Genomic DNA, 24,433 nt, shown 5'->3' with positions numbered 1-24,433 from the left:
TTTATAGGTTTAATCAGAACGATTTGTTCCGGTGATGATAGGATTTGTTTACTTCGTTACATTGAAAAAAGTATATTCAAGCTTCAGGAAAACACCATCGGTTGCCATACGCTGCATAGAGCTGTACAATTCTTTTTTGTAAGCTAAGTCAATTCTTGCCTGACTGTTGATTATAAACTGAATCGATGGAACTACATCCAGGTATGATCTGCCATTTTCAGTAATGGTTTGTCCGGTAAATTCCAGCATTGCATTAATATTGGTCTGTTTGTAACTGGTGTATTTTTTAGGATGCATCAATTTACCTACAGAGAACGTATAGTTTATGGCATTTTTACCCAGTGCATCCGGAAAACTGTAATCGGCATTGTTAAGGGCACGTACATAACTTACGGAAGAACTTAGGGCTACTTTATGAATTAACTGAGTGGCTACCAAACCGGCTTCGTATCCCGAATTTCCGTTGGCTAAGTCTATCGCTTCCTGATTAAAATAGGAGTTATTGTAACTGTATCGCCCAAAGGCAGCCATCCTAAAATGACTTTGTAAATCGTCTACAGAAAAGAATCTGTATTTTGCATAGAAACCACCACCTTTTAATCCCAGTCCGTTATCCTGATTGCTTAAAAAAGCTGAGGTACGAACCATTAAGTTTTTATTTATACCCCAGGTAACCTCCGGGGTTAAATTGTACATGGAACCGCTTTCAAGTTTCTTTTCCATTAAGGATTGTCCAACACGAACTCCTATAGAACCCGCTGGAGCATTACTGGCGGGTTCGGTTACTACAAATAATTCTTGTGCATCTATTTGGTACGAAACAAGGAATAAGAAGATTATTGACAGATATTTCATTTTTATAGGGCTTTTAAATAATAATCATTCTCATTTTCTGTAGCGTACTCAGGATATTTTGAGTACAATTTAAGGAGTTTTTTATACTCTTTTTGAGTCACAAAACCTTTGTCTAAAACTCTGTATTTGGCTTCTGCATGTGCTACAGGTTTTTTTATATCGATAAAAGTATAAGTGGCATCATCGACTTTCAGCGTTGTATTGTCCTCAATTTTATCTACATGAAACTTTGCTGTTAAAACCATTGAACCCACAAAGAAACCTGCTTTTTCAACTGCTTTTTTCAAAACTTTAGGCTCTAATGAACTGTCTTTTTTGAAATAAACGGTAAATGTATTGGTGTTTAAATCAGTACTAATACTATCTACTTCTGTAAAAGATTTTAATTGTTTGTTTATGGCATTCGAACACATAGAACAGGTTAATCCTGTAGCCATTATTTCGGCTTTTGTAATTTGAGAATACGATTTTACACCTGTTAATAAGAAAATAAGTGTAAGGGCTATGAATTTTATATGTAAGGTTTTCATTTTATTTGTTGTTTTTTTTGATTTGAGCAATTATTTGAGCTTCTGTTGGATTGATGGCAATCAGTTTTCCTGACGCATCAAAAAGAAAAGTAGAAGGCAGAGCATCAACTCCAAAAGTGACAGCCGTTTTGGCATCAAAACCTTTTGGGTCAATTAATTGCTGGTGCTTCATTTTATCTTTTTCAATGGCCTTTAACCATTTTGTTTTGTCGTTGTCTATCGATATTCCTACGATTTCAAAATTTTGACCTTTGTACTGATTGTACATTTTAACCAAATTTTTATTAGCCAGTCGACAAGGAGCGCACCACGAAGCCCAGAAGTCTACTAAGACTGTTTTGCCTTTAAAAGAATTTAGTTTAACTACAGCATTCTTGTTGTTTTGAAGCTGAACATCCGGAAAATGATCTCCTACTTTTATTTGTGCATTTGTTATAGAAACAGTTGCAATAAGCGTGAATAAGGTGATTATATTTTTTATTTTGAACATGATATTTTTTTTAATAGTTGTTCGTAATGAGGTTTTAAGAACCTGCATTACGAACAAATCGGTTTTTAATGATGTGATGATGAATTGTTTTGTTTTTTATCACTTGCCTCTCTATCGTATTGGCAACATCCATGTAGTTCGTCATAAACCGCATTTGGAGCCTTAAATTTTTCATTATCGTATCCCGCATCAGCGATGCGTTTTAGAATGGCATCAAGATTCGTTTTTTGAGCATCGTAAGTAATAGTAGCAATTTTGGTGTCTTCGTTCCAGTTTACTTTAGCTTCTTTATTAACGTTTGCGGCAGTTTCGATCACTTTTTTGCACATGCTGCAGTTACCGTTTACTTTTACTTTTTCAGTGGTTTTATTTTTAATTTGAGCGCTGGCGAAAGTAACTGATAGCAATAGAGACATTGCCATCAATAATTTTGTTATTGAGTTCATTGTATGTAATTTTTTTTGGATGAATTAATCCTAAAGCATAGCAGAAACGATAGCAAATACAGCTATTTCTGATACAGATTAAGATTAAAAAATAGTTTTGAATTTAGGCCTTAAAAAAGCCTTTTGGATAAGACAGACCTTGGGCTGTCACGAAAGGAATCTAGCTTATTTTAGGTGGAAGCCAGATAGAACGGAAATCTGAAGAAATAAAGATTTCTGAATAAAAATAAGTTTGTTTTTTTTCAGAAAAACCAAAAAGAGAATGGTTTTCTACATGAAAGATTGCCATTGGCGAGAATCCACAGCTACTGGTTGGTGTACAGGAATTTCCCATACAGCTCTTATCGCAGCCATGTTTTTTGTCTTTCGTATCTTTTTTGCTGCAACAATCTTTTGCAGCAGATTCTTTTTTGCAACATGACATTTCTTTTTTTGTTCCATGCGCATAAGTAAACGTTGGTCCCATCAGGAAACCAAGCGTAACGAATAGCAGTATGTAGAACTTTTTTGTCATAGTCGACGACAAAGATATTTTTATTTGTCGGGTTAGTTTGTTAATTTTTTTGTAAATATTTTAGAAAAAATGGAAGAGTTTTATTTACTCATCAGATTAAATGGTTTAAAACGAATACAAATTTGGTTGTCTTTTTTCTAAGTTCACCAGATACTTTTTTTAAATTTGTCTGATCGGGAAATTGAATAGAATCAAAAAGGACATTTGTAAAACGTATAAATTTAGGAATGAATGGATTTAAAACTATTTGTACCTCAACACAGTCTTCTGAAAAAATACATTGACTATTTTTATATACTTCAAAAACCGGTTGTGAGTGAGTCGATTAGTTATTACACTTTTCCACACATCAATTCTGTTATTTCGATCAATCAATATCCTGAGTTTAGTATTGAAAAGGACAGGCTTACTGTTAAGCGCAATGAAAAGAATCCCATTCTGGCTACATTAATTTGCAATTATACCAAACCCATTGAAATAATTATCCCCGGCTTTATTCATGAAATAACCATTAGTTTTAAGCCTCTTGGATTAAATGCTTTTTTAGCTGGCAATTTATGTGACTATACCGGAAAATCCTTTGCCTACTTTGATCCCTTTGAGGATTTTACAGCCACAATGCATACTATTTTGGCGATTAAAGAAGAAAAGGAGAAAATAGAAAAATTAGAAACCTATCTTTTGTCAAAGTACAGCGGGTTTGAGCACCCATTTCTTCATAGCGTGATCGACGATATGACTAATGCAGACCAGCAATATACTATTGAAGGGCTTGCCCGTAAGTATAACATTAGCCGAAAAACACTATGCAAACATTTTGAGTGGCATGTTGGAAAAACTCCCACAGAACTAAGAAAAATTATCCGGTTCAGACAGGCTATGCAGCAACAGCTGCATATTAGTCCTAAAAGCAAACTTTCGGATATTACCTATCAACTGGATTTCTTTGACCAGTCGCACCTTATTAAAGATTTTAAATCTATTACAGGTTATACTCCTAAAGTTTTTTTTAAGAAGGTAAGCCCCATCGAAGGAGGTAATATCAACTGGATGTATCTATAAACTCAGAAGCTTTGATAGTTAGAGAGTAAGAGGTTACATTTTTACTATTTTAAGGAATTTCTTTTGAATATTTTTGATGAAAAAAGCGTGAAGAATGTATAAAGGATATTGGATAGTATTGATCGTATTGATGCTGTCTTGTAAATCAGTTGTCAGAAAGCCCGAACAAGTTCAAAATTGGACTACCAGAAGTTATGTTGAGGTTGGAAAAATGATGGATACGGTTAAAACACCTTATGTCATTGATGTGAAAAGCGACAGAGGGAAACGTATTGTTTTTATCGGTTGCATTCACGATGCCGACAGTACACATCCTCAGTTTAATCGTATAAGGGATTATTTTCCTGATTTTAAACCACAAATTGCCTTTAATGAAGGCGGACAAATAGCCGACAGTATTCATTACAGCACAATTGGGGAGGCCATACAGAAAGATGGTGAAACTGCCGTGTTAAAATATTATGCTGATAAAGCAGGTATCAAAATGATGAATGGAGACATAGCACCCGGGACAGAGTTTGCTTTAACTTTAAAGAAACACCCCAAAGAAGATCTGTATCTTTATTATGTGATGGAGCGTATTGTTATTCCGTATCATTATGAGGCTTACGGACAGGAAAAGTTTGAAAGTGTTTTTGATCGCATTGTAGAAAAACATTTTGTAAAAAACGGTTTTCCTCTTTCGACAGCAGAAAAAAAACTTAGCTATTTTAAAGATCTCTATAAAAGAAATACCGGAAAAGAGTTTGATTTAAACAGTTTCGATTTAGAGGAATTTGACTATATCAATGACAATTGTAAATACTGTGCTGTTGGGAGAATTTCGAAAATGACAAGAGACAGTGTGCTTCTGTCAAAAATAGACATGGCACTCAATCAATACAACAGGGTATTGATAACATTTGGGCATGGACATGCATTGGCAGTTGAACCTGCACTTAAAGAAATTGTGAATAAAAAAAGAGAATCGCCGAAAGTAAAAAATCTTAACCAATAATTTATTTCATTCTATTATGAGTAAAACAAATCTGTCCGAAGGACATAGTGATGAAAAGTTTCAATTAGAAAGGATTGCATTGTTCAGTGATGCCGTTTTTGCTATAGCGATCACCTTGTTAATCATTGAAATCAGAATCCCCGAATTGCATTCAGAAACACTAACCGATAGCGAACTGTTACATGGATTATTACCGGTTGTGACAAAACTTATTGGTTTTCTGATCAGTTTTTTTGTCATTGGTCTGTATTGGTTTTCCCATCACCGTATGTTCAGATACGTTACCCGGGCTAGCCAGAAGCTTCTTTGGAATAATCTTCTTTTTCTACTTCCCATTGTAATAATGCCTTTTAGTACTTCTTTTCTCAGTGAATATTATTTCAGTAGTAATCTGAGGTTACCGTTAATAGTTTACACTTTTAACATCTGTCTCTCAGGATATTTTAGTTTCCGATTGTGGAAGATTATTGCCAATCCGGAAAATCATTTAAGTCAGAATTTGCACAAAGAACAGTTGAGTTATAATATAGCCAGATCGCTTACCATCCCTATCGTTTTTGTTTGTGCGCTGTTGCTTTCTTTTATCAATATCAAATTCTCTTATTTTATTCCGCCTTTGGCTCCGTTTGTTACAAGACTGATTAAAGTCTGGTATCGTAAAAAGTATCCGGTGGCTATGAAAGGAATTATAGAATAGTAGAAGATATAAAGCAGTAGTCGCAAGGTGTCGGAAAAAAAAACTTTGATGTACCAACTCTAAAAAATATTTCGCAATTCAGTTGGGGGGCTGTTATTAAATCGCAATGCATTTTTTAGAATTAAAAATCAGTGGTTAAGACCTGATTGGTACACCAAAATTTTAGTAAAAAAAAGACTTGTTTTATTTTACTGAAGACTGATATTGATTGTGCTTCCGTCTTCAATAATTTTTTTGGTAATAATTTTTTTGCCTTCGGAGATTGTTATTTTAAGTTTTTTATCTGCTCTCTCCACCGTAATATCGAAATCTTTTTCGAATGCGTTAATATGGCGCATTTTCATAACAGACCAGGATTTCGGAAGACGTGGGGTGAGGTCGAAACGGTGTAAATCAGTAGGTCGGATACCAAATAACCCTTCGGTAAAAATTCGGCAATATAAACCGCTTTCTGCTGAAAGATGACGCTGATCGCCTTCCGGATAGGCTTCAACAGGATACGGAACATGATCTCCCAGCAAACGACGGTTGGAATAGTAATGCAAAAAATCCAGTGCTTTATCGGTTTCTCCGGCAGCCAGAACTCCTCGTAAGGCATATAATGTCGAACGATCCCAGAAAATTTTATCACCGGCTACGCTGGCAAGACCATCTTTGGTCCATAATCGAGGAGAGAATAGGGCGTTTATAGTTCCGCTTTTTCTATCGTACATTCCCATTGCGAGCGGTGTACAGATCCAGGCTCTTAAAACATCATTCTCTTTGTAGTATTTGTAGGTTTCAAAACCTTCCACTTTAGCTCCAAAATATTTCTCAATAGCTGTTTTTAATTTTTCAGCCTCTGCTTTGTAGGTTTTCAGTTGCGCTTCGTTTTTTCCTAAAGCCTTACCCAGATAAACGGCAGAATTTAAAGCATCATAATACAAAGATGAGGTGTTGAGATTGGCTTTTCCGGCAGGTAGACGCCCCTCGAGCTCATCAGAATCTGAAGTGACTACGCCATCAGCATTTAGTTTTCTATGACAATATTCAAGACACCATTCAATCAAAGGCCATAATTGTTTGGCTTCATCTGTATTTCCTCTCGAAAGAGCATAGCGTGCAGCTCCGTAGGCAATCATAGCTCCGTCGCCACGATCACCGGCTCCGGCCCAGATATCAGTTCCTTCGGCAACAATCGAACTCGGAATGGGTTTGTATTCTTTGTTGATGAATTTTGCAAATTGCAGATAAGCATTTAGTGAGGCCTGGTTCCCATAATCATATCCTAAAAAAGGAAAGAAGGGACCGATATATTCTGCCTGATCATTTGCCCAAATGGCCGCATAATAAGATTCCCCTCCCGGGCCGTGCATAGGACCGCCTTTGGTCTCAAAAATACTCTCGGAAGCTCTGATTTTAGCAAAAGCAAATTCTGTATTCAAAACCTGATCGGGTGTTTCTAAGATCAGTTTACTCCATATTTCATTCGTAAATTGAATGCGTTTGTTTTTTTCTTCGTCAATATTAGCAACAGGAACTTGTTCATTTGCTTTAACACCGGAGTAGAAAACAGAAAAACTAATGGTTTCATTTGTTTTAAGAGTATAGTTTCCTGAATTAAAAAGATCGACATGCAACTTATAACTGCCTTCTGTTCCCTTTGTTGGATCTGTGGTATAAATTGCATTCGATTTTGGAATTTCTACAACACAGTTTTTCTCAGAGATGTTTTTTAGGGTATAAATTTCGCAATAACCTGCCAAAGTGGTTGAAGGGAAAAATTGTCTGGTTAATTCCAGTGTATTACCGGCTTTACTCTTAACAAGCAATGTTCCGTCAAGGCTTAGCGAAACCACTTTTTCTGCCGTAATAGGTTTATAATTCACGGTTACCAGATTGAAACCATCTTGCGCAAACTGGCGCGTTAAACTGGCATGTGTATTATTAGGAATTGTTCTGAGCATTGGCCAGACCAAACTGCGGGTAGCATGGAACGAACCGTCAGCAGCAACACCGTATCTTAGCACGCAGGAAACTTTCTTACCACTCATTTCGATATGATCATCATGCGGAATATTATTATTTATTTGCCAGGAAATAGTACCATCCTGGTTGATTTGCCAACGACGATCATCCTGCGAAAATGTTTTTCCCACTATGGAACAAAAAGCGACAATGGCAAATAGAATGTGTTTTTGTCTTTTTTGAAAGGATCTCTTCATTAAGTTTATTTTTAAAATTACGGTTTGTTCTTGTATTGTTTTTATATGATGTAAAATTTAATTTAAACACACAGAAACATAGTATTTATTTTTAATTAGAAGAGTGTCTAAATAAATACATTTCTTTCACATAGTTAATCTATCTGTATTTTTAATTAAGTGAAACGTCTTTTTCAGGGGTTAAAATCTATGTTTCTATGTGTTTTAAAAAATAATTACCGCCAGCAGCTTATTATTTATCGTATTAGTAGTATTTGTTTGTGTTGTTTATTAGATAAATTTTTTAGTTGTTTTATTATTATTTTAAAGATGCAGTTGCTATTTGTCCGGAATGTAGCGGGACATCAACAAATGTATAGGAATTTCCGTTATCATCTTTTTTGTGGCTGGCGGTAATTTTTTTATTGTTCAGAAGTATGGTTTCATAATTTCCGGAGAACATAATTCGGGATTGAATTGTGTTATTTCCCTTGTTATGTAGCGTCGTTTTCTTGCTTTCCTGTTTTACAGATAGTAGTGTATTTAAAATGGGTAAGTTATCTAATTCAGCTGTGGTGTTGTTTTTACCATGGTATAAAGTCGTTATTGTTTTTGTGGTTGCATCAGGTTCTATTCCCATATAACCATGAACAATGCCTTCGATTACACCATACGAAACTTCAGGATATTCTCTTCTTTCTGTAGTGGGATTCGTTAAGTGTAAAATATATTCATAAGCTTTATCTCCAAAACCATATTTGTATAGTAGATAAGGGAGATAAGATAAATTTTCGACATTGGTTTTTTGGGAAATAAGGTGTTCGATTGTTTTTTTAGTTCGGGCAGCGTCCGTTAAAGCATCAAACCATAAGAGAAAGAGTTCACCGCCGTCTTTACTAAAATTTCCGTTACTGGTATAAATAACATTATAGGTTGAGTTGGTATTGTCCCACCAGGTCTGTTCGATTTGTTGTTTGTATTTTGCGGCTTTTTTTTCAAATAATTTTGCTTTCTCATCCTCTCCTTTTTGTTTTAAAATAGCAGAGTAGGTGAGCAGGCCACGGTAAATTGCCGCAACTAAATCTACACCCATTTTTAAACCCGGAATTCCTTCAGAGTAGGAGGCAAGTCCACGGCATTTATGGAAATCGTCTTTTATGTTAAACGGTAAAGTAGCGTTTGGGAATTCTGGTCTTGTTAATAACGAGTCCGCATCGAGTACCCAGCGTTCAATATAGAGGGTGGCTGATTTTTCGAAGAAGTTTTCAAATTCAGGATTTTTGATATAGCTTTCGTCTCCTGTCCATAAATACAATTTCCAACAGGCAAACATTACATCAAAATTGCTGTTTAAATTATACCAGAATTCTTTGTCGTTTCTGTAATCCTCCGGTGCCGGTTTCCCATATTTATTGATTTCCCAGTACGAACACCAGTCTTTACTTTCTGAAATGTTTTTGGCAAAGAGCGAAAGCATGTTTTTGTTTTCTTTATGTAATCCGAGTATCTCCGCACCAATACTTTGGTGCGCTACATCCCGCATACAAAAAGCGGATCGGGACGGAAGTGCTGCTTCATACCAGGGTCCAACCGGATCATTTGAGTTCCCTTTGTAGCTTAGAGCCATCGTTTTTGCACGGTTAAAAGCAAGCTCTATAGCAGGATCTGATGATTTGAAAGTTGTAGTGTTTTGGCCAAATGCAGTAAAAAAGAGACAGCAATTTGCAACTATAATTATAAATCGACTCTTCATGTAGCTATTTTTTATTGGAATTGATTTTTACCATTAGAAGTAAAATTTTAAAAGCAAACCCACACAATTTTCAGAGTGGGTTTGCAGAATTACCAGTTTTTTCGATCGACTATAAACCATGAGACTGATAATTAAATTCTTATAAATTATACTTTAGGGAGTGTTGTGATCCTAAATTCTAATTATAACCTGGATTCTGAGTTAGATTGGTTCGGTTCGTTTCATCCCTCGGAATTGGTAATAAGTAATGCTGAGGTTTGAAAAAACGATCCTGCACTTTAGTATAGGTATAGGTTTTTGACCCATCTCCATTTTTGGTAATTACGACTCCCATTAAAGGTTTATTTTCCGTTTGCTCGGCAATTTTCCAACGGCGAACATCATAATAGCGAAATCCTTCCAGACATAATTCAACCTGTCTTTCATTGCGGATTTTGTTCTCTAAAGCTATACCGGTTAGACCTGTCAGCGGATTTGTTATTCCGGCACGTTGTCTAATCGCATTTAAATATTGAATTGCCGTACCTTCATTGCCCAGTTTGAATTGTGCCTCGGCATAGTTCAGGTAAATTTCGCCTAAGCGGGAAATAATCCAGGCTTTGTTGGTTTGTGTTTCGCTATTGTAATTGTATGTTGTGTCACAGTATTTGCGAAAGGTGTAACGTGTTTTGCTGGCATTCCAGGTATCCCAACCTTGAGGAGAATCTAATCCGCCTTCATAAAACTCTGCTTTATTGGAACTTCCTGCATCATAACGATCTTTAAAAAATTCAGGTTTTCCATAAGCACGTCCGTCGTACACAATGTTTTTGTAAAAACGGGGATCTCTGTTTACATAAGGTTTTTGTGGATTATAACCAGATGTGGGATCAGTAATATCTTTTCCGTCGGCAGTTCCGTAAGCGTCGATATGACTCTGACTTGGCGCAAAATTGGCCCAACCGTGAAAACCACTTGGAGAATTAAACATTTCTACACCATTAAAAGCGCTCCATTGTGGGTCTTTACTGGACAAACGGGAGCAGATAATCTCTGAATTGTTTGTAGTAAAAAGATCTTCATACTTTTTATCATAAAGTTGATAGATGTTTAAGTCAATAACAGCTTTTGCTGCGTCTGATGCTTTTTTCCATTTAGAAATATCGTTAGTAGTATTCCATTGAGGACTCGCAGCATAAAGTAATACTCTTGATTTAATTGCAAGTGCGGCACCTTTTGTAATTCTTCCAAGACTGGAAGTCGCTAATGGCAATAATTCAGCAGATTTGTCTAACTCGGTAACGACAAAATCAACACATTGCTCATACGTACTGCGATCTACTTTAAAATTACTGTTTAAATCAAAAGGAGTTGTAATCAGCGGAACTCCGCCGTAATCACTTGTTAGTTTAAAATAAGCATAAGCTCTTAAAAAAAGCACTTCACCTTTTAATCTCTTGCGTGCGGCTTCGTCTCCCGGAACGTTATCAATTCGGGACAAAAAGATGTTACAGTTTTGAATTGTAGCATAGGTAGGTTTCCAGATATCAAAATCACTTGCATTATCGGGTGTCAGCGCTCCTGAATTTACAGTCCAGATGTCATAATCGTTAAAATTATTAAAAGCTTCGTCACAGGCAGTAGACAAAATCCAGCTGCGGTTTGTTTTGTTGTTCCAATTGTGTTGCGTGCTCGGTAAAACATTGTACAGATTGTTTGCAAAAGCTTCAGCAAGTTTCAGATCATTCCAAACTGTTGCATCTGTATACGAATCCAAAGGAACTTTGTCCAGCGGATCTTCGCTACAGGATGTAAAAGAGGTGATTGCGATAATAAAAGAGGCAAGAATAAGCACCTTCTTTTTTATATTGATTTGGTTATTATTTTTATAATTTTTCATGTCAGATTTTTTTTGTGGCAACATTATAGTTCAATAGTTACACCCAATCTGTAGATTCGGGTTTGCGGATAATTTACTCCTGTTGTATTGTTGGTTTCAGGATCTAAGTTGTATTGTTTCATATGATCGATAGAAAACAAATTAGTTCCTCCAGCGTAAATTCTCATGTTCAGTACTCCAAATCTGGAAAGAGATTTTTCCGGTAAAACATAGGATACTTCTAATGATTTTAATCTAAAGAAAGAGGCATCTCTCAACCAAAAATCGGCCGGAATATTATTTCTGTTATCAGAATCGTTAAAGGCTACAGGATATTTAGAATTTGGATTGTCTGCTGTATACCTGTCATTGTACAACCATGTTGGCGGTGCTACGATCGCTCCTTGTCCTTGCGGAAGAATCATTTGTTTGGCCTTTGATTGCCCTGTCCAAAGTAAGTCGATAGAAAAGCCTTTGTACTCAGCTCTCATCGGAATACCATAGGCAATTTTTGGCGTAGCCGATTGTGGAATTCTAACTTTATCATTTGAAGTTATATTACCATCACCATCTGTATCTTTTACCCAAATATCCCCCGGTTTTGCACCTTCAAAATGAGCAGAATTGTCCACATCTGCCTGAGTGCGATAAATTCCGTTTGTTTGGTATACTAACCAGGAATCGATTGCTTTTCCGGTTGATTTTTGCCATTCAGGAATGTTCGAAGCCTCGTCACGAAACAGCACTTCACTTTGTGCATAAGTAAGATTAAAACCAACACTGTATTTGAATGGATTACTTGTGTCTGCATAATTTAAAGACCAGTCAACACCTCTGTTAACCGTTTCTCCAATATTCTCTTTCGGAAGTGCCAATCCGGTGTATAGAGGCACAGACGCATTTCTGGCCGTTAAAATATCAGATCTTTTGTTGCTGAAATAGTCAAAAGTGGCGGTTAATTTGTTGTTTAAGAATCCAAAGTCAAGTCCAATGTTTGTAGAGTGTTGTACTTCCCACGTAATATTAGGGTTTGGTGTAGCCGAAAGATAGATACTATTGTTTAAGGTATAATCTGAACCAAAGTAACTGTAATTCTGCTGATTTGTAGTTAACTGATATCTTGTTAAGAAAAGATACTGGTTTGGATAAAATACACCGTTAATCCATTCGCCTAAATCGTCATTACCCATTTTTCCCCAGGATGCTCGCAATTTAAGCTGATCGATTGCTTTGATATTGTTTTTGAAAAAGGACTCTTCAGATATTTTCCAACCTGCTGAAATGGCAGGGAATAATCCCCAACGAGTTGCTGACGGAAAGTTGAAAGATCCGTTGTAACGGGAGGAAACTTCGGCAAAATATTTATTATCATAATTATAAGCAATACGGCCCAGGTAACTTTGTCTTCCGTCCTGATAAGCACTTCCGGTAGCATTTTGTCCTTTTGTACCTCCGGTAAAAATTTGATCTAGCTGATCACTTAACAGATCTCTTCTATAAGCGATTGTTTCAGTTTTGTCAGTAGTAGTTTGTTCGTATCCCACAAAAGCATTAAAACCATGTTTGTTGAATTTACGATCGTAAGCTAATTTTAAGAAGTAAGTATTTTGATTCGTAATTTGCTCGTTTTGCAATACACTCGTTATACTCGTACTGTTTTTTACGTTATTGTAACTATCATTTGTCTTATCATAAGAATAAGCATCCCATGGTTTGGTGAACTTTTTCTGACTGCGAACATTGTAATCAAATGCTGCATAACCGTTCAAAGAAAGCCCTTCTGTAATCTTAGGCAGTTTTAGGTCGAACCCTATTTTTGGATTTACAATTAAGTTTACCACTTTGTCATAACCAGCCGCCGAAGAAGACATTAAGATTGGGTTTCTTCCGTTTGCAATTCCTGAAGATGGCAAACCATTTTTCCAGTAAGCCGGAATAAAAGGATACATACTTACCGTTTCGTGCATGATGCTTCCAATACTGACTGCCGGGTAATTTCGATCCTCTTTGCGGGTTGCAATATCCAGGTTAACTTTTAAATTGGAAGAGATATTAACATCAATATTCGATCTTAAGTTAAACTGTCTGTATCTTTCGTCACTGTTTCTAAGGTTACTTTCCTGATTTAAATACTGACCGGAAAAGAAATACTTTACCTGTTCATTACCGCCATTTACAGAAAGAGAAACGTTAGCCTGTGGAGCATCTTTTCGGTACACTTCTTTTAACCAGTTTGTACTTGTGTAATTAGGATCGTTGCCCGCTTTGTATTTGTCGATATCAGATTGCGTATAAGGAAGTGTTGTTCCTTTGTTGGCATTCAGTTCGTTGTAATACGTCATGTATTGCCAGGAATTAACCCTTTGGTCCATTCTTGTTAATTGCTGAATACCATAAGAACCATCAATTTTAATCGTTGGTTTTCCAACTTTACCTCTTTTGGTGGTAACAAGGATTACTCCATTGGCAGAACGAACTCCATAGATTGCAGCCGATGCATCTTTCAAAATAGTAACTGATTCAATATCATCGGGATTGATTCTGTTCAGGTCGCGATCCGGAATACCATCTACAACTACCAGTGGGCTGGTACCTCCTCCAAAGGAATTAAATCCTCGAATCAAAAGGCTGGAACTGTCATCACCGGGTCTTCCCGAACGATTGTTGGCAATTACTCCCGACACACGTCCGGCAAGACCGTTTGAAACGTTTGCTGAAGCATTTTGTGTCAGGGCCGAGCCTTTAATAGAGGCAATTGCTCCGGTTGTAGAACCTTTTTTCTGAGTTCCATATCCCACAACAACCACTTCATTTAAGGTTTGATTTTGCTCTTCAAGCTGGATATTTGAGGCATTCCCGGCGGTAACTTCTTTGGTTACAAAACCGGTAAATGAAATAACCAGTATGCTACCGGAATCCGGAACGTCTATTGAAAAGTTACCGTCGAAGTCTGTAGTCACGGCAATTTTTGTTCCTTTTATCAGAATGTTAACCCCCGGAAGTGGTTCTCCTTTTGTACCGGTTACTTTCCCTTTGATTGTTTTTTGTTCTGTGAATAAAAGGGCGGAACTGTTTGTTGTACTTAGTCTGTCAATAGCTAATTTCCTGCTGGTTGCATTGCACTCGATAAGTGGAGCGTTGATAAACTTCGAAGAAAGTTTGATGTCTTTAGATTCCGCTGCGGTAGAAACCTGTATGGTCATAGCGAATAGAAATCCCGATGTTAGTTTGGTAACCTTCCAGATCTCAGTAGTAAGCCAATTGTGTTTTGGCTTGTCTTTGGTTAATAATTTCATGGTTTTCTTAGTGGTTTTGGTTAGTAATGAACTCTCTAATTTGTCCTATTGAATCGCTTTTTTTTCTTTTTAAAACAAACAAGATGCGTGGAGTACTTGATTGTTTGTGTTTGAAAAAGAGATCAATGTGAAAACCAAAAGTATAAATGTTCGACACTCTTACATACCAGTACCTACCAGTTTTTTTACGATATGTTTAAAAAATAGTTTAAAAATAAATTAATATGAAAAGTAAAGTGGATAATATATGAATATAAAGCACAAAACGTAAAATCATTTGTAATCGAGGAATTTTCCTATTTTTATTGCTCATGTGGTGACTGGATTGTCCTGCAACAAGAAAAAAAGAGGTGGTTTTCAGGATAAATTAAAAAGCTGGTAATATCTTATGTAATATTAAAATGCTCTTGTTATAAAGCCCTTTTCCGGATTTGTGAAAGAGTAATTTTGAAGGTAAAAAAAGTTTATTTTCTTTTCAAAAACTATAAAATGATATTGCATTAGATTTTTTGCTTTACTGGTAAGATTAACCTTTTTGAGGGGCAAAAGTGGATAATATAGTATTAGAATTAAAAATTTAATACGATTTGAATAAACTACTTTTTACAATGCACCGAAATAAACTGGTAGGTACTGGTATGGGGAAACGTGTGATTATTATACTTTTGGAACTCATTTTTAATCAATGATTAGCGTAAATAAAAGAACACTATGATGCAATTGGGATTTCAGGATGTAAAGCAGTGAAAAGGTGTTACTACTAAAGAATTTTGCAAACCATATATAAGAAAGAACCACTTACTATTACCAAACAAATTTTATGAAAAAACTACTATTTCTATTAGCTCTTACGATCTTGTTTAGTAAAGCTAATGCGCAAGATGGACAAATTCAGATCGAAACTCAAAATACGGCTTTGATCTTAAAAGTAGGAAAGAATGGCTTGCTTTATCAGTCTTATTTAGGAACGAAACTCAAAGATAACTTAGGATATGCCGCAGTTTCAAAAGAGAATACAAAGTCATTTGTTATAAACGACGGGAACCCCTTGGTTAATTTAAGGCATCAGGCCTATCCAACTTTTGGAACAGAAAACTTGTTTGAGCCGGCAATTAGAATAACTCATAATGATGGAAATCCTTCTTTAGAATTAAATTATGTAAGTCATAGTTCGCAAAAAATAGATGCCAATACTACCGAAACGATTATAAAACTTAAAGATCCTGTTTATCCTGTGGAAGTCACACTGCATTATAAAGCATTTTACAATGAAAATACAATTGAACAGTGGACGGAAATTGTGCATCACGAAAAAAAGGCGGTTATGTTGTATAATTATGCGTCATCGATGTTGCATTTTGATGCCGATCAATATTGGTTGACTCAATTTCATGGAGACTGGGCTAAAGAGGTTCGTATGCAGGAAAGTGAATTAACGAGTGGTACAAAAGTGATTGATTCCAAATTAGGAGTTCGTACGAATATGTACCAAACACCGGTTTTCTTTTTGTCTCTTAATGCTAAAGCCAATGAAAATTCGGGTGAACTTGTAGCCGGTACAATTGCCTGGTCAGGAAATTTTAAGTTTGCTTTTGAATTGGATAATAAAAATTCGCTTCGAATTAGTTCGGGGATTAATCCATTTGCTTCTGAATACAGTCTTCAACCAGGAAAAATATTTACAACGCCTTCTTTTATATATACTTTCTCGAATAAAGGAAAAGGGCAGGCGAGTAGAAACCTGCATTCATGGGCTAAAAAATATGGCGTAAAAGATGGTGAAAAATCACGTCTGACCTTATTGAACAATTGGGAAACTACTTTTTTCAATTTTGACGAAAAGAAATTAACGGACATGTTTGCTGATTCCAAAACTTTAGGAGTTGATATGTTCCTGTTGGATGATGGCTGGTTTGGGAATAAATATCCGAGAAGTGGCGATAAATCAGGTCTTGGGGATTGGCAGGCTACCAAAACAAAATTGCCAAACGGTATAGGTTTCCTGATGCAGGAAGCAGAAAAAACAGGAGTGAAATTCGGAATCTGGATAGAGCCCGAAATGGTTAATCCGAAGAGTGAATTGTATGAAAAACATCCGGATTGGGTACTAAAATTGCCCAACAGACCTGAAAGTTATTACCGTACCCAGTTGGTTTTAGATTTATGCAATCCGCAAGTACAGGACTTTGTATTCAAGACGGTAGATGATATTATGCAGACCAATTCGGGAGTAGCTTTTTTTAAATGGGATTGTAACCGAATGATGACCAATGCCTATTCCACCTATTTAAAAAACCAGCAGTCGCATTTGTTTATTGAATATACCCAGGGCTTGTATAAAGTTTTGGACCGAATTAAAACGAAATATCCAAATTTACCAATGATGCTTTGCGCCGGAGGTGGCGGCAGAACCGATTACGGATTGCTTAATTATTTTACAGAGTTTTGGGCAAGTGATAATACCGATCCTTTCAATAGAGTATTTATACAATGGGGCTATTCACAGTTTTTTCCGGCTTTCTCGATTTGTAATCACGTAACATCATGGGGAAATCAATCGATTAAATTCAAAACAGATGTGGCCATGATGGGCAAGCTGGGCTTTGATATTAATGTGAAAGAACTTAAAGAAAAAGAATTGAAATACTGTCAGGATGCAGTGGCCAATTATAAACGACTGAGCCCGGTAATCTGGCATGGTGATTTGTATAGAATCATTTCTCCTTATGACGAAAGCCGTGCCGTATTAATGTATGTAAACGAGTCAAAAAGCAAGGCCGTATTGTTTTCGTATACACTTCATCCACTTTACGATCCGCAATACAATTCTGTTCGTTTGGAGGGTTTGGATCCAAATAAAACCTACAGAGTAGAAGAAATCAATCTAATGCCCGAAGGAAAGAAATCTTTGGAAGAATCCGGAGAATCTTTTACAGGAGATTATTTAATGAATGTGGGATTACGAGTTTCCTCTTCTAAAGTTGAAACAAGCGTCGTCCTCGAAATTACCGAATTATAGTTGAATTAGTTTCTATAAACAAAAAGCCTTTCGATGGAGAAAACTCCACTTTGAAGGGCTTTTTTAGTATCAATAATTTTGAGCTTTTTTATAGTAAGCAGTTTTTAGTCTTTTAGTATTTCATCAAATATTTCTGAACTTTATCATCAACATTTAGTTTTTTATCAATGACCGTTTTTGCTGCCAGTGTTCTTGTAAAAGTTTTACTTAATGAAGTAATTTCATAGATTGTTTCATTGTTGGGAGCATTATTTTTTCCTTTTTCTAGTTCCCCATAATGACAAATAAACTCTTTTCCGTGATAAAGGATTCCTATTGAAATAGAATGACTTAAAGGCTTTTCTGTCATTTTGGTTGCTGCCGTTTCTGCTGCATTTTTGATAGTGGTGGTTTCAGTTGTAGCTTTTTTTTATTGGATCGTATTGAAGTCTGTGCCAGACAAAAGGAAGAGGATAGTAAGGAAATTGATAGAAGCCAGTTTCTTGTAATCTTATTTATTCAAAAAATGCATTTACCTAAATAATACTGATTCAGTAATCTGTGTAAAAATAATAATATAGATATATGAAAAATAATACGGCTTATTTTTTTTGGGTCTTGTTTTTCTTTCTTAGAATTCGTCAGTTTAGTAAGAGAAGCTCGGAGTTTTGTTAAAGTTGTTTTAGAAAGAGTTTGCTTTTCAAAGTACTTAACTCATAACTTTTTTTATAGCTTAAATATTACATTTTTTTTTAAAAACAGGTAATTATACGTGGATGCGAGATTTTATTTTGGGTTAGATTTATTACTTAAACCTAAATAGTCAACAATTATGCAAAACAATGAAAATACACCCATTCCACTCGGATGGGTTGGTGGATTTCCACCAGCGGGTTCCCCTATGTTGTATCCAACCAGGGATCTTTCCTCTTTACCGATGTTAGGTAATATGGATAATATTAATTTTTTACAACGTCAGCTTGGTGTAAAGTGGCCGGAGTTTAGTTGGGAAACGCAAAAAGGCAGTGTCAATCCGAAAAGGTGTTATCAGCAATTTGCACCTTATATTTCGAGAGCCGGTTATACGGATGAAGGAAGAGTATATTCTGTTATCTGCCCTCAACAAGGAGTGTGGCTTAAAGATGAAATTTGTATAAATGTAGAGGTTACAGTTACCGGTCAAAGAGGTTGGGTTAATGAAGTGACAAAAGAGGTCGCAATAGACATGACTGTTGAAGGTAAAATTTGGTTGACACCAAACGAGCAGCAAGGGGATAAGATAAAAGAAATTTGGCCTCTATTGGAATATAGCTTTCCAAAATTCCCGTTGAATAAAGAGAATGCAATAAGAGTTACTACACATGAGCAGAATAATCCTGATCAGCCAATTTTTAAAGTAATACACGGATTAAATCCTGAATTCGAAAATCCTCCGTTTGCGTTACATAATGATAAAGCATTTGCCACGGCCTACCTTGCAGTTGAAATTGGAGATATTAAGTTGACCAAAGATAAAGTAGTGGATGGCTTCAATCAATTAATAATGAAAGCTTTTAATCTTGGTTCAGGGAATATGCTTCAGCCGGGAAATACGTTGTCATGGAATCTGTGGTTCACAGAACCAGCTTTGGTAAATAGGGAAGAATGGAAAAATCATGCTAATTTTTGGAGAGATTCTATTGATGTGCATCATCGTTCTCCTACTGGAAATGGTACTGATGCCAGATATTTTGACGGAACTACATTTAACCCTGAAGCAAATGCAGTAGACGAAATAATCAAAGATATTATCGACTATGTTATAAAACATCTTTAGGTCGTTACAGTTTGTTTGATTTTTAATCATAACCGATTATAATAAAACAAACCGGTATAAAAAACGAGGCTGTCCAAAAAGTAAGGACAGCCTTGTTTTTATAAATAATTTAGATTGAATTATAATCTAAAAGAAGTTTATTTGGTTGGCAAAAATTACACGTCTTAATTCAACGCTGATTTTACGAATTCGCTATAGCGAAGACGCTGATCAAAACGGATTCTATACATTAGAAAATCTGTTTTTATTCGCGTTTTTACGAAGTAAATCTGTTTTATCCGCGTCGAACTAAAGTAAAAATTTAAAACAATAACATAATAAAAGGAAGTTCATACTTTTCGGATAGCCTCTTTTTTGTAAACTTGACGAGATTATTGCCGAACGACTTATTTGCCTATTTTTGTTAATAAAAAATCTATCTGAGATTGCTGTTCTTTTATTGCTTCAACCAGTAAAGGCACAATTTTAGCATAATTAACAGTTAAATAGTTTTCGCCAGATTTAGAAATTTCAGTTCCATTTTCTGTGATTTCTCTGTCAAAAGGCGCCATAGTGACGACTTCAGGTAAAATTTCTTTTACTTCTTGGGCAGAGAGTCCGATTTGCAAATCGGTACATTTATAACCAAAACTTTTTGCTAAACTATTGTTTTTGTAATAAAAACCGTTTAATGTCTTAATTTTATCAATAGCATTGATGATATTGCCTTTTCTTGTTTTTAGTCTCTCATCAGAATAATATGCTATTACGTCTCCGGTAGCTGTTATATTGTTATTAACTAAAAGTTGTTTATTTCCATAAATTTCTACATTTGTAGTGTTTTGCATCCAAATTCCTCCTCCATAAGAAGAATTGTACCAGCCTGAAGAGCCTCCAGATCTAAACCAGCCATCACAAGAAAATGAGTTTGCGACACCGGCATCAAATCCAGCAGCAAATCGGGATCCCGTAACAGATCCTGAAGTCCAAATTCCGGTACCAATTGCCGTTTTTGTAGTTCCAGCCTCCATTACCAATAGCTGATGACTTAATCCCGCCTTTGATTGGCCGCCAACATTAGGATGTGTCCAGGCTAGTCCATAACAATCATTTGTAGCTGAGCCATCTGCCGCTAACTTATAGGCATCTCCCATAGCATAAATTCCTTGATATCTTGTCGAGGAATACACCCCAACGATTCCGTTACCATAATTATCATCAATGTAGAAATTACCATTTGCTCGTGTTGATCTATCAGAAATTCTAGAAGAATCTACTCTTACCCCATACGTATTTGATCCATTCCATCCCATAAGTGAAGGATAAGTAGCGGTCCAGGCAATTTGAGAATTTGCATTATTTACAGATGTACCTGCAGGTGATAATGATGACGATGCATCGAAAATGGTATGACCACCTCCGTAATTGGTCCAGTTTAGTTGGCTAGATAAAGTTGATGTGCTGGCGTTTCCAGATAATGGTCCAATAAAGTTTGATCCTGTAAATGCACCAGTTGCACTAATACTTGCAACATTTGTATTAATGGAGCGGAATATCCATCCTCGATTTGTAGCTCCATCCATTGTAAGATAGGTTGCCCAATCTCCATTAACAGCCCCGTACCCACCGTAATTGGAAGTTGTCGCAAACATTAAGCCATACGCTGGTTTACCATTTACAGCACCAGCATATAGAGAGAGGCCTTGACCAGAGCCATCTGTTTGTGTAACTCCAAAAGCCGTACTGCTTGTTAATCCTGTTGTCTTTAAATCGCCATTACTAGCAAAAATAAATTTTGATGCAGCATTTGTAGCATTGCCAAAATGTATTCCAATAGAGTCGGTACCGTATTGACCGGAAGTCCCCTGAAAGTAGCTTAAGCCATATTGGTCAGCATCTCCGAATGACCAAATTCTATTTCTTGTATTAGTAGCATAATTAGCAGTTTGAAAACCATTTCCTGAGCTGACAATTCCGGAAAATGCTGAATATGAAGCATAATTACCATTGGTTAAAAATCTTCCCCAATCTCCCCAAGTATTGATATCTCCATTATGTGTTCTAAATCTAACATCTGCTATTCCAGATCCATAATTAGCATTTAATTGTAAACTATATCCGCCAGAACCAAAATGAATTAACTGCCCGCTCAAAGGACAATTATTTGAATATGAAAATCCGGACTTATTTTCAGCTATTGTATTAGCATCATAACCAGGAGCTGTAACCCAGCCATCATACCATCTATTTGTTTCGGTTGTGGCTAATCCTAAGGATTTTATAAAATTTGCTGGAGTGTAATATCTTAAATATTGATCGTTTGAAGCATAAATTCGGTTAATTGTATTTGTTCCATTATCGCCAGAAATTGTATTAATCCACCCTGCCTGGATGTAACCATTACTATCGGTTCTGACAATTTTATTCGGCTCGTTATTTGTTGAAGAGTGAACGGCCAGACCTCCTGTGGTATTTGCATTTCCAGTTACATTAATAGGCCAAGTTCCAGATGCACCAGAACCTGTAGCAGAAGCTTTAGAATTTAATTGTGTTTGAATTGAACTTGTAGCATCATTAAACAGCTGTTGATTTGCTGATTGAAATTTTCTGCTCGTTGTTTCTGCAATTTGATCAGCGGAGTAATCACCTGTTTGAGAAGTTATGGCTCCGTTACGACCAAATACTGTTGTCACGGCACTAGTAGGAGTTAGCAATTCCTGCCAATCAGCTAAGGTAGCCGAATTTAAACCTTTAAGAATAAAAGATTTACTTAAATCCGTTCTAACAGCAATGTCTCCTGTTTCTGCTTTTAACGATAACATTGCTGCTTGCGAAGCAATTACAAATGTGTCGTTTACTGTAATAGAAGGAAGTTGAGACGCAATTAACTTTCCATCAACACCAAGTCCTGCATATCCATTAGCACTATTTTTATTAGACACGTTTTCAGGAGTAAAGCCTAAAGAAGATTGTTTAGCATTCCAGATGGCTTTTTCTGTATCACTTACAAGTCGATTATTTGGGTCTTGTAAAATGATGGTAGCAGGGTGATTTTCAGGGTGCTCATAGTTAGAGAGTGTTCCAAGACGTGCAATTTCTGTATCAGAGAGCAAGCTTTTTCCATTAATTTTATCAACTTTATTATTTTGCAAATTTTTCCCCATTTCGGCTGTTAAAGCCTTTGTCGATCCTCCGGAAGTAAGGTCATTTACTAAAATGTTATTCAGTGAATTTTGGATTATCTCAATAGCATCAGCTAATTCCTGTATGTTTTTTAAATTAACATGATCAGAGACTAATAACCTATTAATACTATCAATCAAATCTTTTAAAATTTTACCTTGTCTGGCATCTAGTGCTTTTCCTTCCACATTGTAATCAAGGGCATTGTAACTATTTATTTTAAGAGTACTGATGTCAGTAAATTCTAACTCTCCATCATTATTAGTAGTCAGGATTTTTTCAGGAACATTTTTTTCTAAATCTGCTACTTTTATTCTGTTGTGATTGGTATTCATTTGTTTTGCTTTTTTAACGTTTAAAAAGATATTTTTGGGATATATCCTATGTGAATTGTGCTTTTTCTGTAATCAACCAATATCTCCTCCCCATAATTAAGTTGTCTGTTCGCTTTTAGGATTAATTTATTACGCTGAAAAATTACAGTGGTATTGGGGATGAAAGAATGATTACAGTATCTTCCTAAATCATCTGTTTCCCACCATGCTTTAACCATCTGTTCTTGTAATAAATACCTGGAGTTTTTACTCATGGGTTTGTCAGTGAGCCAAATACCAATTAGCGTTCCAGTTAAGATCTTTTTACTAACTGTTATTTTTATATTGTTTAGATCATCACGGTTAATTATATAATTCATTTTGGATCTGCAGGTTTTATATTATGAGTTAACACACCGTTCGCGAAATAAGTATGAGAAGGACTCATTGACAGAGGGTAGATAATTCTTTTTTCTAAATGGATATGTACAGAGGTTACTGGTATAATCTCTTTGTTAATTCCGTACAAATTATCCCCTACTATGACATTACCTATCGGGATGAACTTCCAAATACTATCACGTTGAATCAATTGTGAGTGATATGGCGTTGCCTCTAATAATCCATCATTAATAACGACAATTTTCTGTGCAATTTTTGGTTCTATATGAGTTATGGGTGATGTAATTCGATTCTCTGTCAGATCATCGGAAGACCATTTATATAATTTATCAGTATCATTCGTATCTTTTAAAGTATCAATTTGAGCGGAAAGTAATAACTCATTTACAGTTAATGCTTCAATTGCTTTTTGAGTACCATCTGATAATGTAATTAAAGTCCCTTCAACAAAACACGAGATACCTCCTTCAGTTTGCCAACCCGCAATTGCAGAGAAATTTGAATAATTTCCTGCAGCGTCAAATGCACGGACTTGATAATTATAATATGTATTACGAGTACCAGTATCCTGATAATAGTAATTGGTTCCGGTATATCTAGTTGACCAGGTTCCGGTAGAATTTACTCTTCTTTGCAGTTGATACCCTGCTACTGCAACATTATCTGTTGAAGTATTCCATTCTATAGCTATTGAAGTTTGAGGGTTACCCGCTCCGGATCCACAAGTTAATCCAGTTGGGACGCTAGGTGCTGTTGTATCTAGACCACTTACAAAAAAAGTATTTGAAAAAAGATCTCGAATGGACAGATCGAATATTTGATACCAGCTATCGGTTGATGGAATTCCGACAAATCTGGGAGAAGTTGAAGAACCTTTACTATCTGTCCAGGGACCACTTTGTGAGCCGGTTCTTGTGCTAATGGTTAGTTCTGAGGGATTATATCCAGTCCCACTGACCGTGAAATATAGGTACCCTCCACTAAACCCGGTAATGACTATAGAACGAGCAGTTGCTGCAGTATTATAGCCTCGGAATTCTGACATTGCGTGTGGTACTGA

The 24,433-nt window shown here is 36.0% G+C and carries 18 protein-coding genes; 5 read left to right on the top strand and 13 right to left on the bottom strand.

Annotated features, from left to right (window positions below; genetic code table 11):
• Positions 1-48: 48 nt before the first annotated feature.
• The 5 genes from OGZ34_RS20990 to OGZ34_RS20970 all read right to left on the bottom strand — a co-directional run bounded on the left by OGZ34_RS20990 (position 49) and on the right by OGZ34_RS20970 (position 2,835).
• Positions 49-855 (bottom strand): hypothetical protein, encoded by an 807-nt coding sequence (locus tag OGZ34_RS20990; protein ID WP_173966474.1) that lies wholly within the window; start codon positions 853-855, stop codon positions 49-51.
• 2 nt (positions 856-857) lie between these two features.
• Positions 858-1,385: a heavy-metal-associated domain-containing protein gene (locus tag OGZ34_RS20985; protein WP_263361618.1), complete on the bottom strand. Its 528-nt coding sequence runs from the start codon at positions 1,383-1,385 to the stop codon at positions 858-860.
• 1 nt (position 1,386) lies between these two features.
• Positions 1,387-1,875 carry a TlpA family protein disulfide reductase gene (locus tag OGZ34_RS20980; RefSeq protein WP_246253237.1) on the bottom strand — a complete coding sequence of 163 codons (489 nt, stop codon included), beginning with the start codon at positions 1,873-1,875 and terminating at the stop codon, positions 1,387-1,389.
• 65 nt (positions 1,876-1,940) lie between these two features.
• Positions 1,941-2,321, bottom strand: coding sequence for a heavy-metal-associated domain-containing protein (locus OGZ34_RS20975; protein WP_173966477.1), 381 nt, complete (start codon positions 2,319-2,321; stop codon positions 1,941-1,943).
• A gap of 160 nt (positions 2,322-2,481) precedes the next feature.
• Positions 2,482-2,835, bottom strand: a complete 354-nt coding sequence (locus OGZ34_RS20970) for a hypothetical protein (protein WP_173966478.1) — start codon at positions 2,833-2,835, stop codon at positions 2,482-2,484.
• Between the two features lie 231 nt (positions 2,836-3,066).
• On the opposite strand from OGZ34_RS20970, the gene OGZ34_RS20965 reads away from it, so the two are divergent.
• From OGZ34_RS20965 to OGZ34_RS20955, 3 genes are all read left to right on the top strand, one after another.
• A complete protein-coding gene (locus OGZ34_RS20965) occupies positions 3,067-3,897 on the top strand; it encodes a helix-turn-helix domain-containing protein (RefSeq protein WP_263361617.1) in 831 nt (276 codons plus the stop codon).
• Positions 3,898-3,991: 94 nt separating this feature from the next.
• Positions 3,992-4,894, top strand: a complete 903-nt coding sequence (locus tag OGZ34_RS20960) for a hypothetical protein (RefSeq protein ID WP_263361616.1) — start codon at positions 3,992-3,994, stop codon at positions 4,892-4,894.
• Positions 4,895-4,910: 16 nt separating this feature from the next.
• Positions 4,911-5,591: a TMEM175 family protein gene (locus tag OGZ34_RS20955; protein WP_263361615.1), complete on the top strand. Its 681-nt coding sequence runs from the start codon at positions 4,911-4,913 to the stop codon at positions 5,589-5,591.
• Between the two features lie 188 nt (positions 5,592-5,779).
• Here the strand turns inward: OGZ34_RS20955 and OGZ34_RS20950 are convergent, their stop codons facing one another.
• From OGZ34_RS20950 to OGZ34_RS20935, 4 genes are all read right to left on the bottom strand, one after another.
• A complete protein-coding gene (locus tag OGZ34_RS20950; protein ID WP_263361614.1) occupies positions 5,780-7,795 on the bottom strand; it encodes a hypothetical protein in 2,016 nt (671 codons plus the stop codon).
• Positions 7,796-8,093: 298 nt separating this feature from the next.
• A complete protein-coding gene (locus tag OGZ34_RS20945; RefSeq protein WP_263361613.1) occupies positions 8,094-9,527 on the bottom strand; it encodes a hypothetical protein in 1,434 nt (477 codons plus the stop codon).
• 178 nt (positions 9,528-9,705) lie between these two features.
• Complete coding sequence (locus OGZ34_RS20940; RefSeq protein WP_263361612.1) at positions 9,706-11,406, bottom strand: RagB/SusD family nutrient uptake outer membrane protein; 1,701 nt, start codon at positions 11,404-11,406, stop codon at positions 9,706-9,708.
• A gap of 23 nt (positions 11,407-11,429) precedes the next feature.
• On the bottom strand, positions 11,430-14,681 hold the full coding sequence (locus tag OGZ34_RS20935; RefSeq protein ID WP_263361611.1) for a SusC/RagA family TonB-linked outer membrane protein: 3,252 nt from the start codon (positions 14,679-14,681) through the stop codon (positions 11,430-11,432).
• Between the two features lie 820 nt (positions 14,682-15,501).
• Here OGZ34_RS20935 and OGZ34_RS20930 point away from each other — a divergent pair.
• Positions 15,502-17,700, top strand: a complete 2,199-nt coding sequence (locus tag OGZ34_RS20930) for an alpha-galactosidase (RefSeq protein ID WP_263361610.1) — start codon at positions 15,502-15,504, stop codon at positions 17,698-17,700.
• Positions 17,701-17,812: 112 nt separating this feature from the next.
• Here the strand turns inward: OGZ34_RS20930 and OGZ34_RS20925 are convergent, their stop codons facing one another.
• Positions 17,813-18,049 carry a serine hydrolase gene (locus tag OGZ34_RS20925; protein WP_173966484.1) on the bottom strand — a complete coding sequence of 79 codons (237 nt, stop codon included), beginning with the start codon at positions 18,047-18,049 and terminating at the stop codon, positions 17,813-17,815.
• Positions 18,050-18,511: 462 nt separating this feature from the next.
• Between OGZ34_RS20925 and OGZ34_RS20920 the strand changes: the two genes are divergently transcribed.
• Positions 18,512-19,495, top strand: coding sequence for a hypothetical protein (locus tag OGZ34_RS20920; RefSeq protein WP_263361609.1), 984 nt, complete (start codon positions 18,512-18,514; stop codon positions 19,493-19,495).
• A 386-nt stretch (positions 19,496-19,881) separates the two neighbouring features.
• On the opposite strand, the gene OGZ34_RS20915 is transcribed toward OGZ34_RS20920, so the two are convergent.
• From OGZ34_RS20915 to OGZ34_RS20905, 3 genes are read right to left on the bottom strand one after another with little or no spacing between them, the layout of a single operon-like run.
• Positions 19,882-22,992 carry a tail fiber domain-containing protein gene (locus tag OGZ34_RS20915; RefSeq protein ID WP_263361608.1) on the bottom strand — a complete coding sequence of 1,037 codons (3,111 nt, stop codon included), beginning with the start codon at positions 22,990-22,992 and terminating at the stop codon, positions 19,882-19,884.
• 20 nt (positions 22,993-23,012) lie between these two features.
• Positions 23,013-23,351 carry an SET domain-containing protein gene (locus tag OGZ34_RS20910; protein ID WP_263361607.1) on the bottom strand — a complete coding sequence of 113 codons (339 nt, stop codon included), beginning with the start codon at positions 23,349-23,351 and terminating at the stop codon, positions 23,013-23,015.
• Positions 23,348-24,418, bottom strand: a complete 1,071-nt coding sequence (locus tag OGZ34_RS20905) for a hypothetical protein (RefSeq protein ID WP_263361606.1) — start codon at positions 24,416-24,418, stop codon at positions 23,348-23,350. The genes OGZ34_RS20910 and OGZ34_RS20905 overlap by 4 nt, the downstream gene beginning before the upstream one ends.
• Positions 24,419-24,433 lie beyond the last annotated feature (15 nt).

The sequence above is a fragment of the Flavobacterium collinsii genome (assembly GCF_946903285.1).
In the GTDB taxonomy this organism is placed as follows: domain Bacteria; phylum Bacteroidota; class Bacteroidia; order Flavobacteriales; family Flavobacteriaceae; genus Flavobacterium; species Flavobacterium collinsii.
This window is presented reverse-complemented; position numbering and strand designations above follow the sequence as displayed.

What these genes read in the sequence shown, in the direction of transcription:
- OGZ34_RS20990 (WP_173966474.1), bottom strand. Translation starts at nt 855, where the DNA reads ATGAAATATCTGTCAATAATCTTCTTATTCCTTGTTTCGTACCAAATA.
- OGZ34_RS20985 (WP_263361618.1), bottom strand. Translation starts at nt 1,385, where the DNA reads ATGAAAACCTTACATATAAAATTCATAGCCCTTACACTTATTTTCTTA.
- OGZ34_RS20980 (WP_246253237.1), bottom strand. Translation starts at nt 1,875, where the DNA reads ATGTTCAAAATAAAAAATATAATCACCTTATTCACGCTTATTGCAACT.
- OGZ34_RS20975 (WP_173966477.1), bottom strand. Translation starts at nt 2,321, where the DNA reads ATGAACTCAATAACAAAATTATTGATGGCAATGTCTCTATTGCTATCA.
- OGZ34_RS20970 (WP_173966478.1), bottom strand. Translation starts at nt 2,835, where the DNA reads ATGACAAAAAAGTTCTACATACTGCTATTCGTTACGCTTGGTTTCCTG.
- OGZ34_RS20965 (WP_263361617.1), top strand. Translation starts at nt 3,067, where the DNA reads ATGGATTTAAAACTATTTGTACCTCAACACAGTCTTCTGAAAAAATAC.
- OGZ34_RS20960 (WP_263361616.1), top strand. Translation starts at nt 3,992, where the DNA reads ATGTATAAAGGATATTGGATAGTATTGATCGTATTGATGCTGTCTTGT.
- OGZ34_RS20955 (WP_263361615.1), top strand. Translation starts at nt 4,911, where the DNA reads ATGAGTAAAACAAATCTGTCCGAAGGACATAGTGATGAAAAGTTTCAA.
- OGZ34_RS20950 (WP_263361614.1), bottom strand. Translation starts at nt 7,795, where the DNA reads ATGAAGAGATCCTTTCAAAAAAGACAAAAACACATTCTATTTGCCATT.
- OGZ34_RS20945 (WP_263361613.1), bottom strand. Translation starts at nt 9,527, where the DNA reads ATGAAGAGTCGATTTATAATTATAGTTGCAAATTGCTGTCTCTTTTTT.
- OGZ34_RS20940 (WP_263361612.1), bottom strand. Translation starts at nt 11,406, where the DNA reads ATGAAAAATTATAAAAATAATAACCAAATCAATATAAAAAAGAAGGTG.
- OGZ34_RS20935 (WP_263361611.1), bottom strand. Translation starts at nt 14,681, where the DNA reads ATGAAATTATTAACCAAAGACAAGCCAAAACACAATTGGCTTACTACT.
- OGZ34_RS20930 (WP_263361610.1), top strand. Translation starts at nt 15,502, where the DNA reads ATGAAAAAACTACTATTTCTATTAGCTCTTACGATCTTGTTTAGTAAA.
- OGZ34_RS20925 (WP_173966484.1), bottom strand. Translation starts at nt 18,049, where the DNA reads ATGACAGAAAAGCCTTTAAGTCATTCTATTTCAATAGGAATCCTTTAT.
- OGZ34_RS20920 (WP_263361609.1), top strand. Translation starts at nt 18,512, where the DNA reads ATGCAAAACAATGAAAATACACCCATTCCACTCGGATGGGTTGGTGGA.
- OGZ34_RS20915 (WP_263361608.1), bottom strand. Translation starts at nt 22,992, where the DNA reads ATGAATACCAATCACAACAGAATAAAAGTAGCAGATTTAGAAAAAAAT.
- OGZ34_RS20910 (WP_263361607.1), bottom strand. Translation starts at nt 23,351, where the DNA reads ATGAATTATATAATTAACCGTGATGATCTAAACAATATAAAAATAACA.
- OGZ34_RS20905 (WP_263361606.1), bottom strand. Translation starts at nt 24,418, where the DNA reads ATGTCAGAATTCCGAGGCTATAATACTGCAGCAACTGCTCGTTCTATA.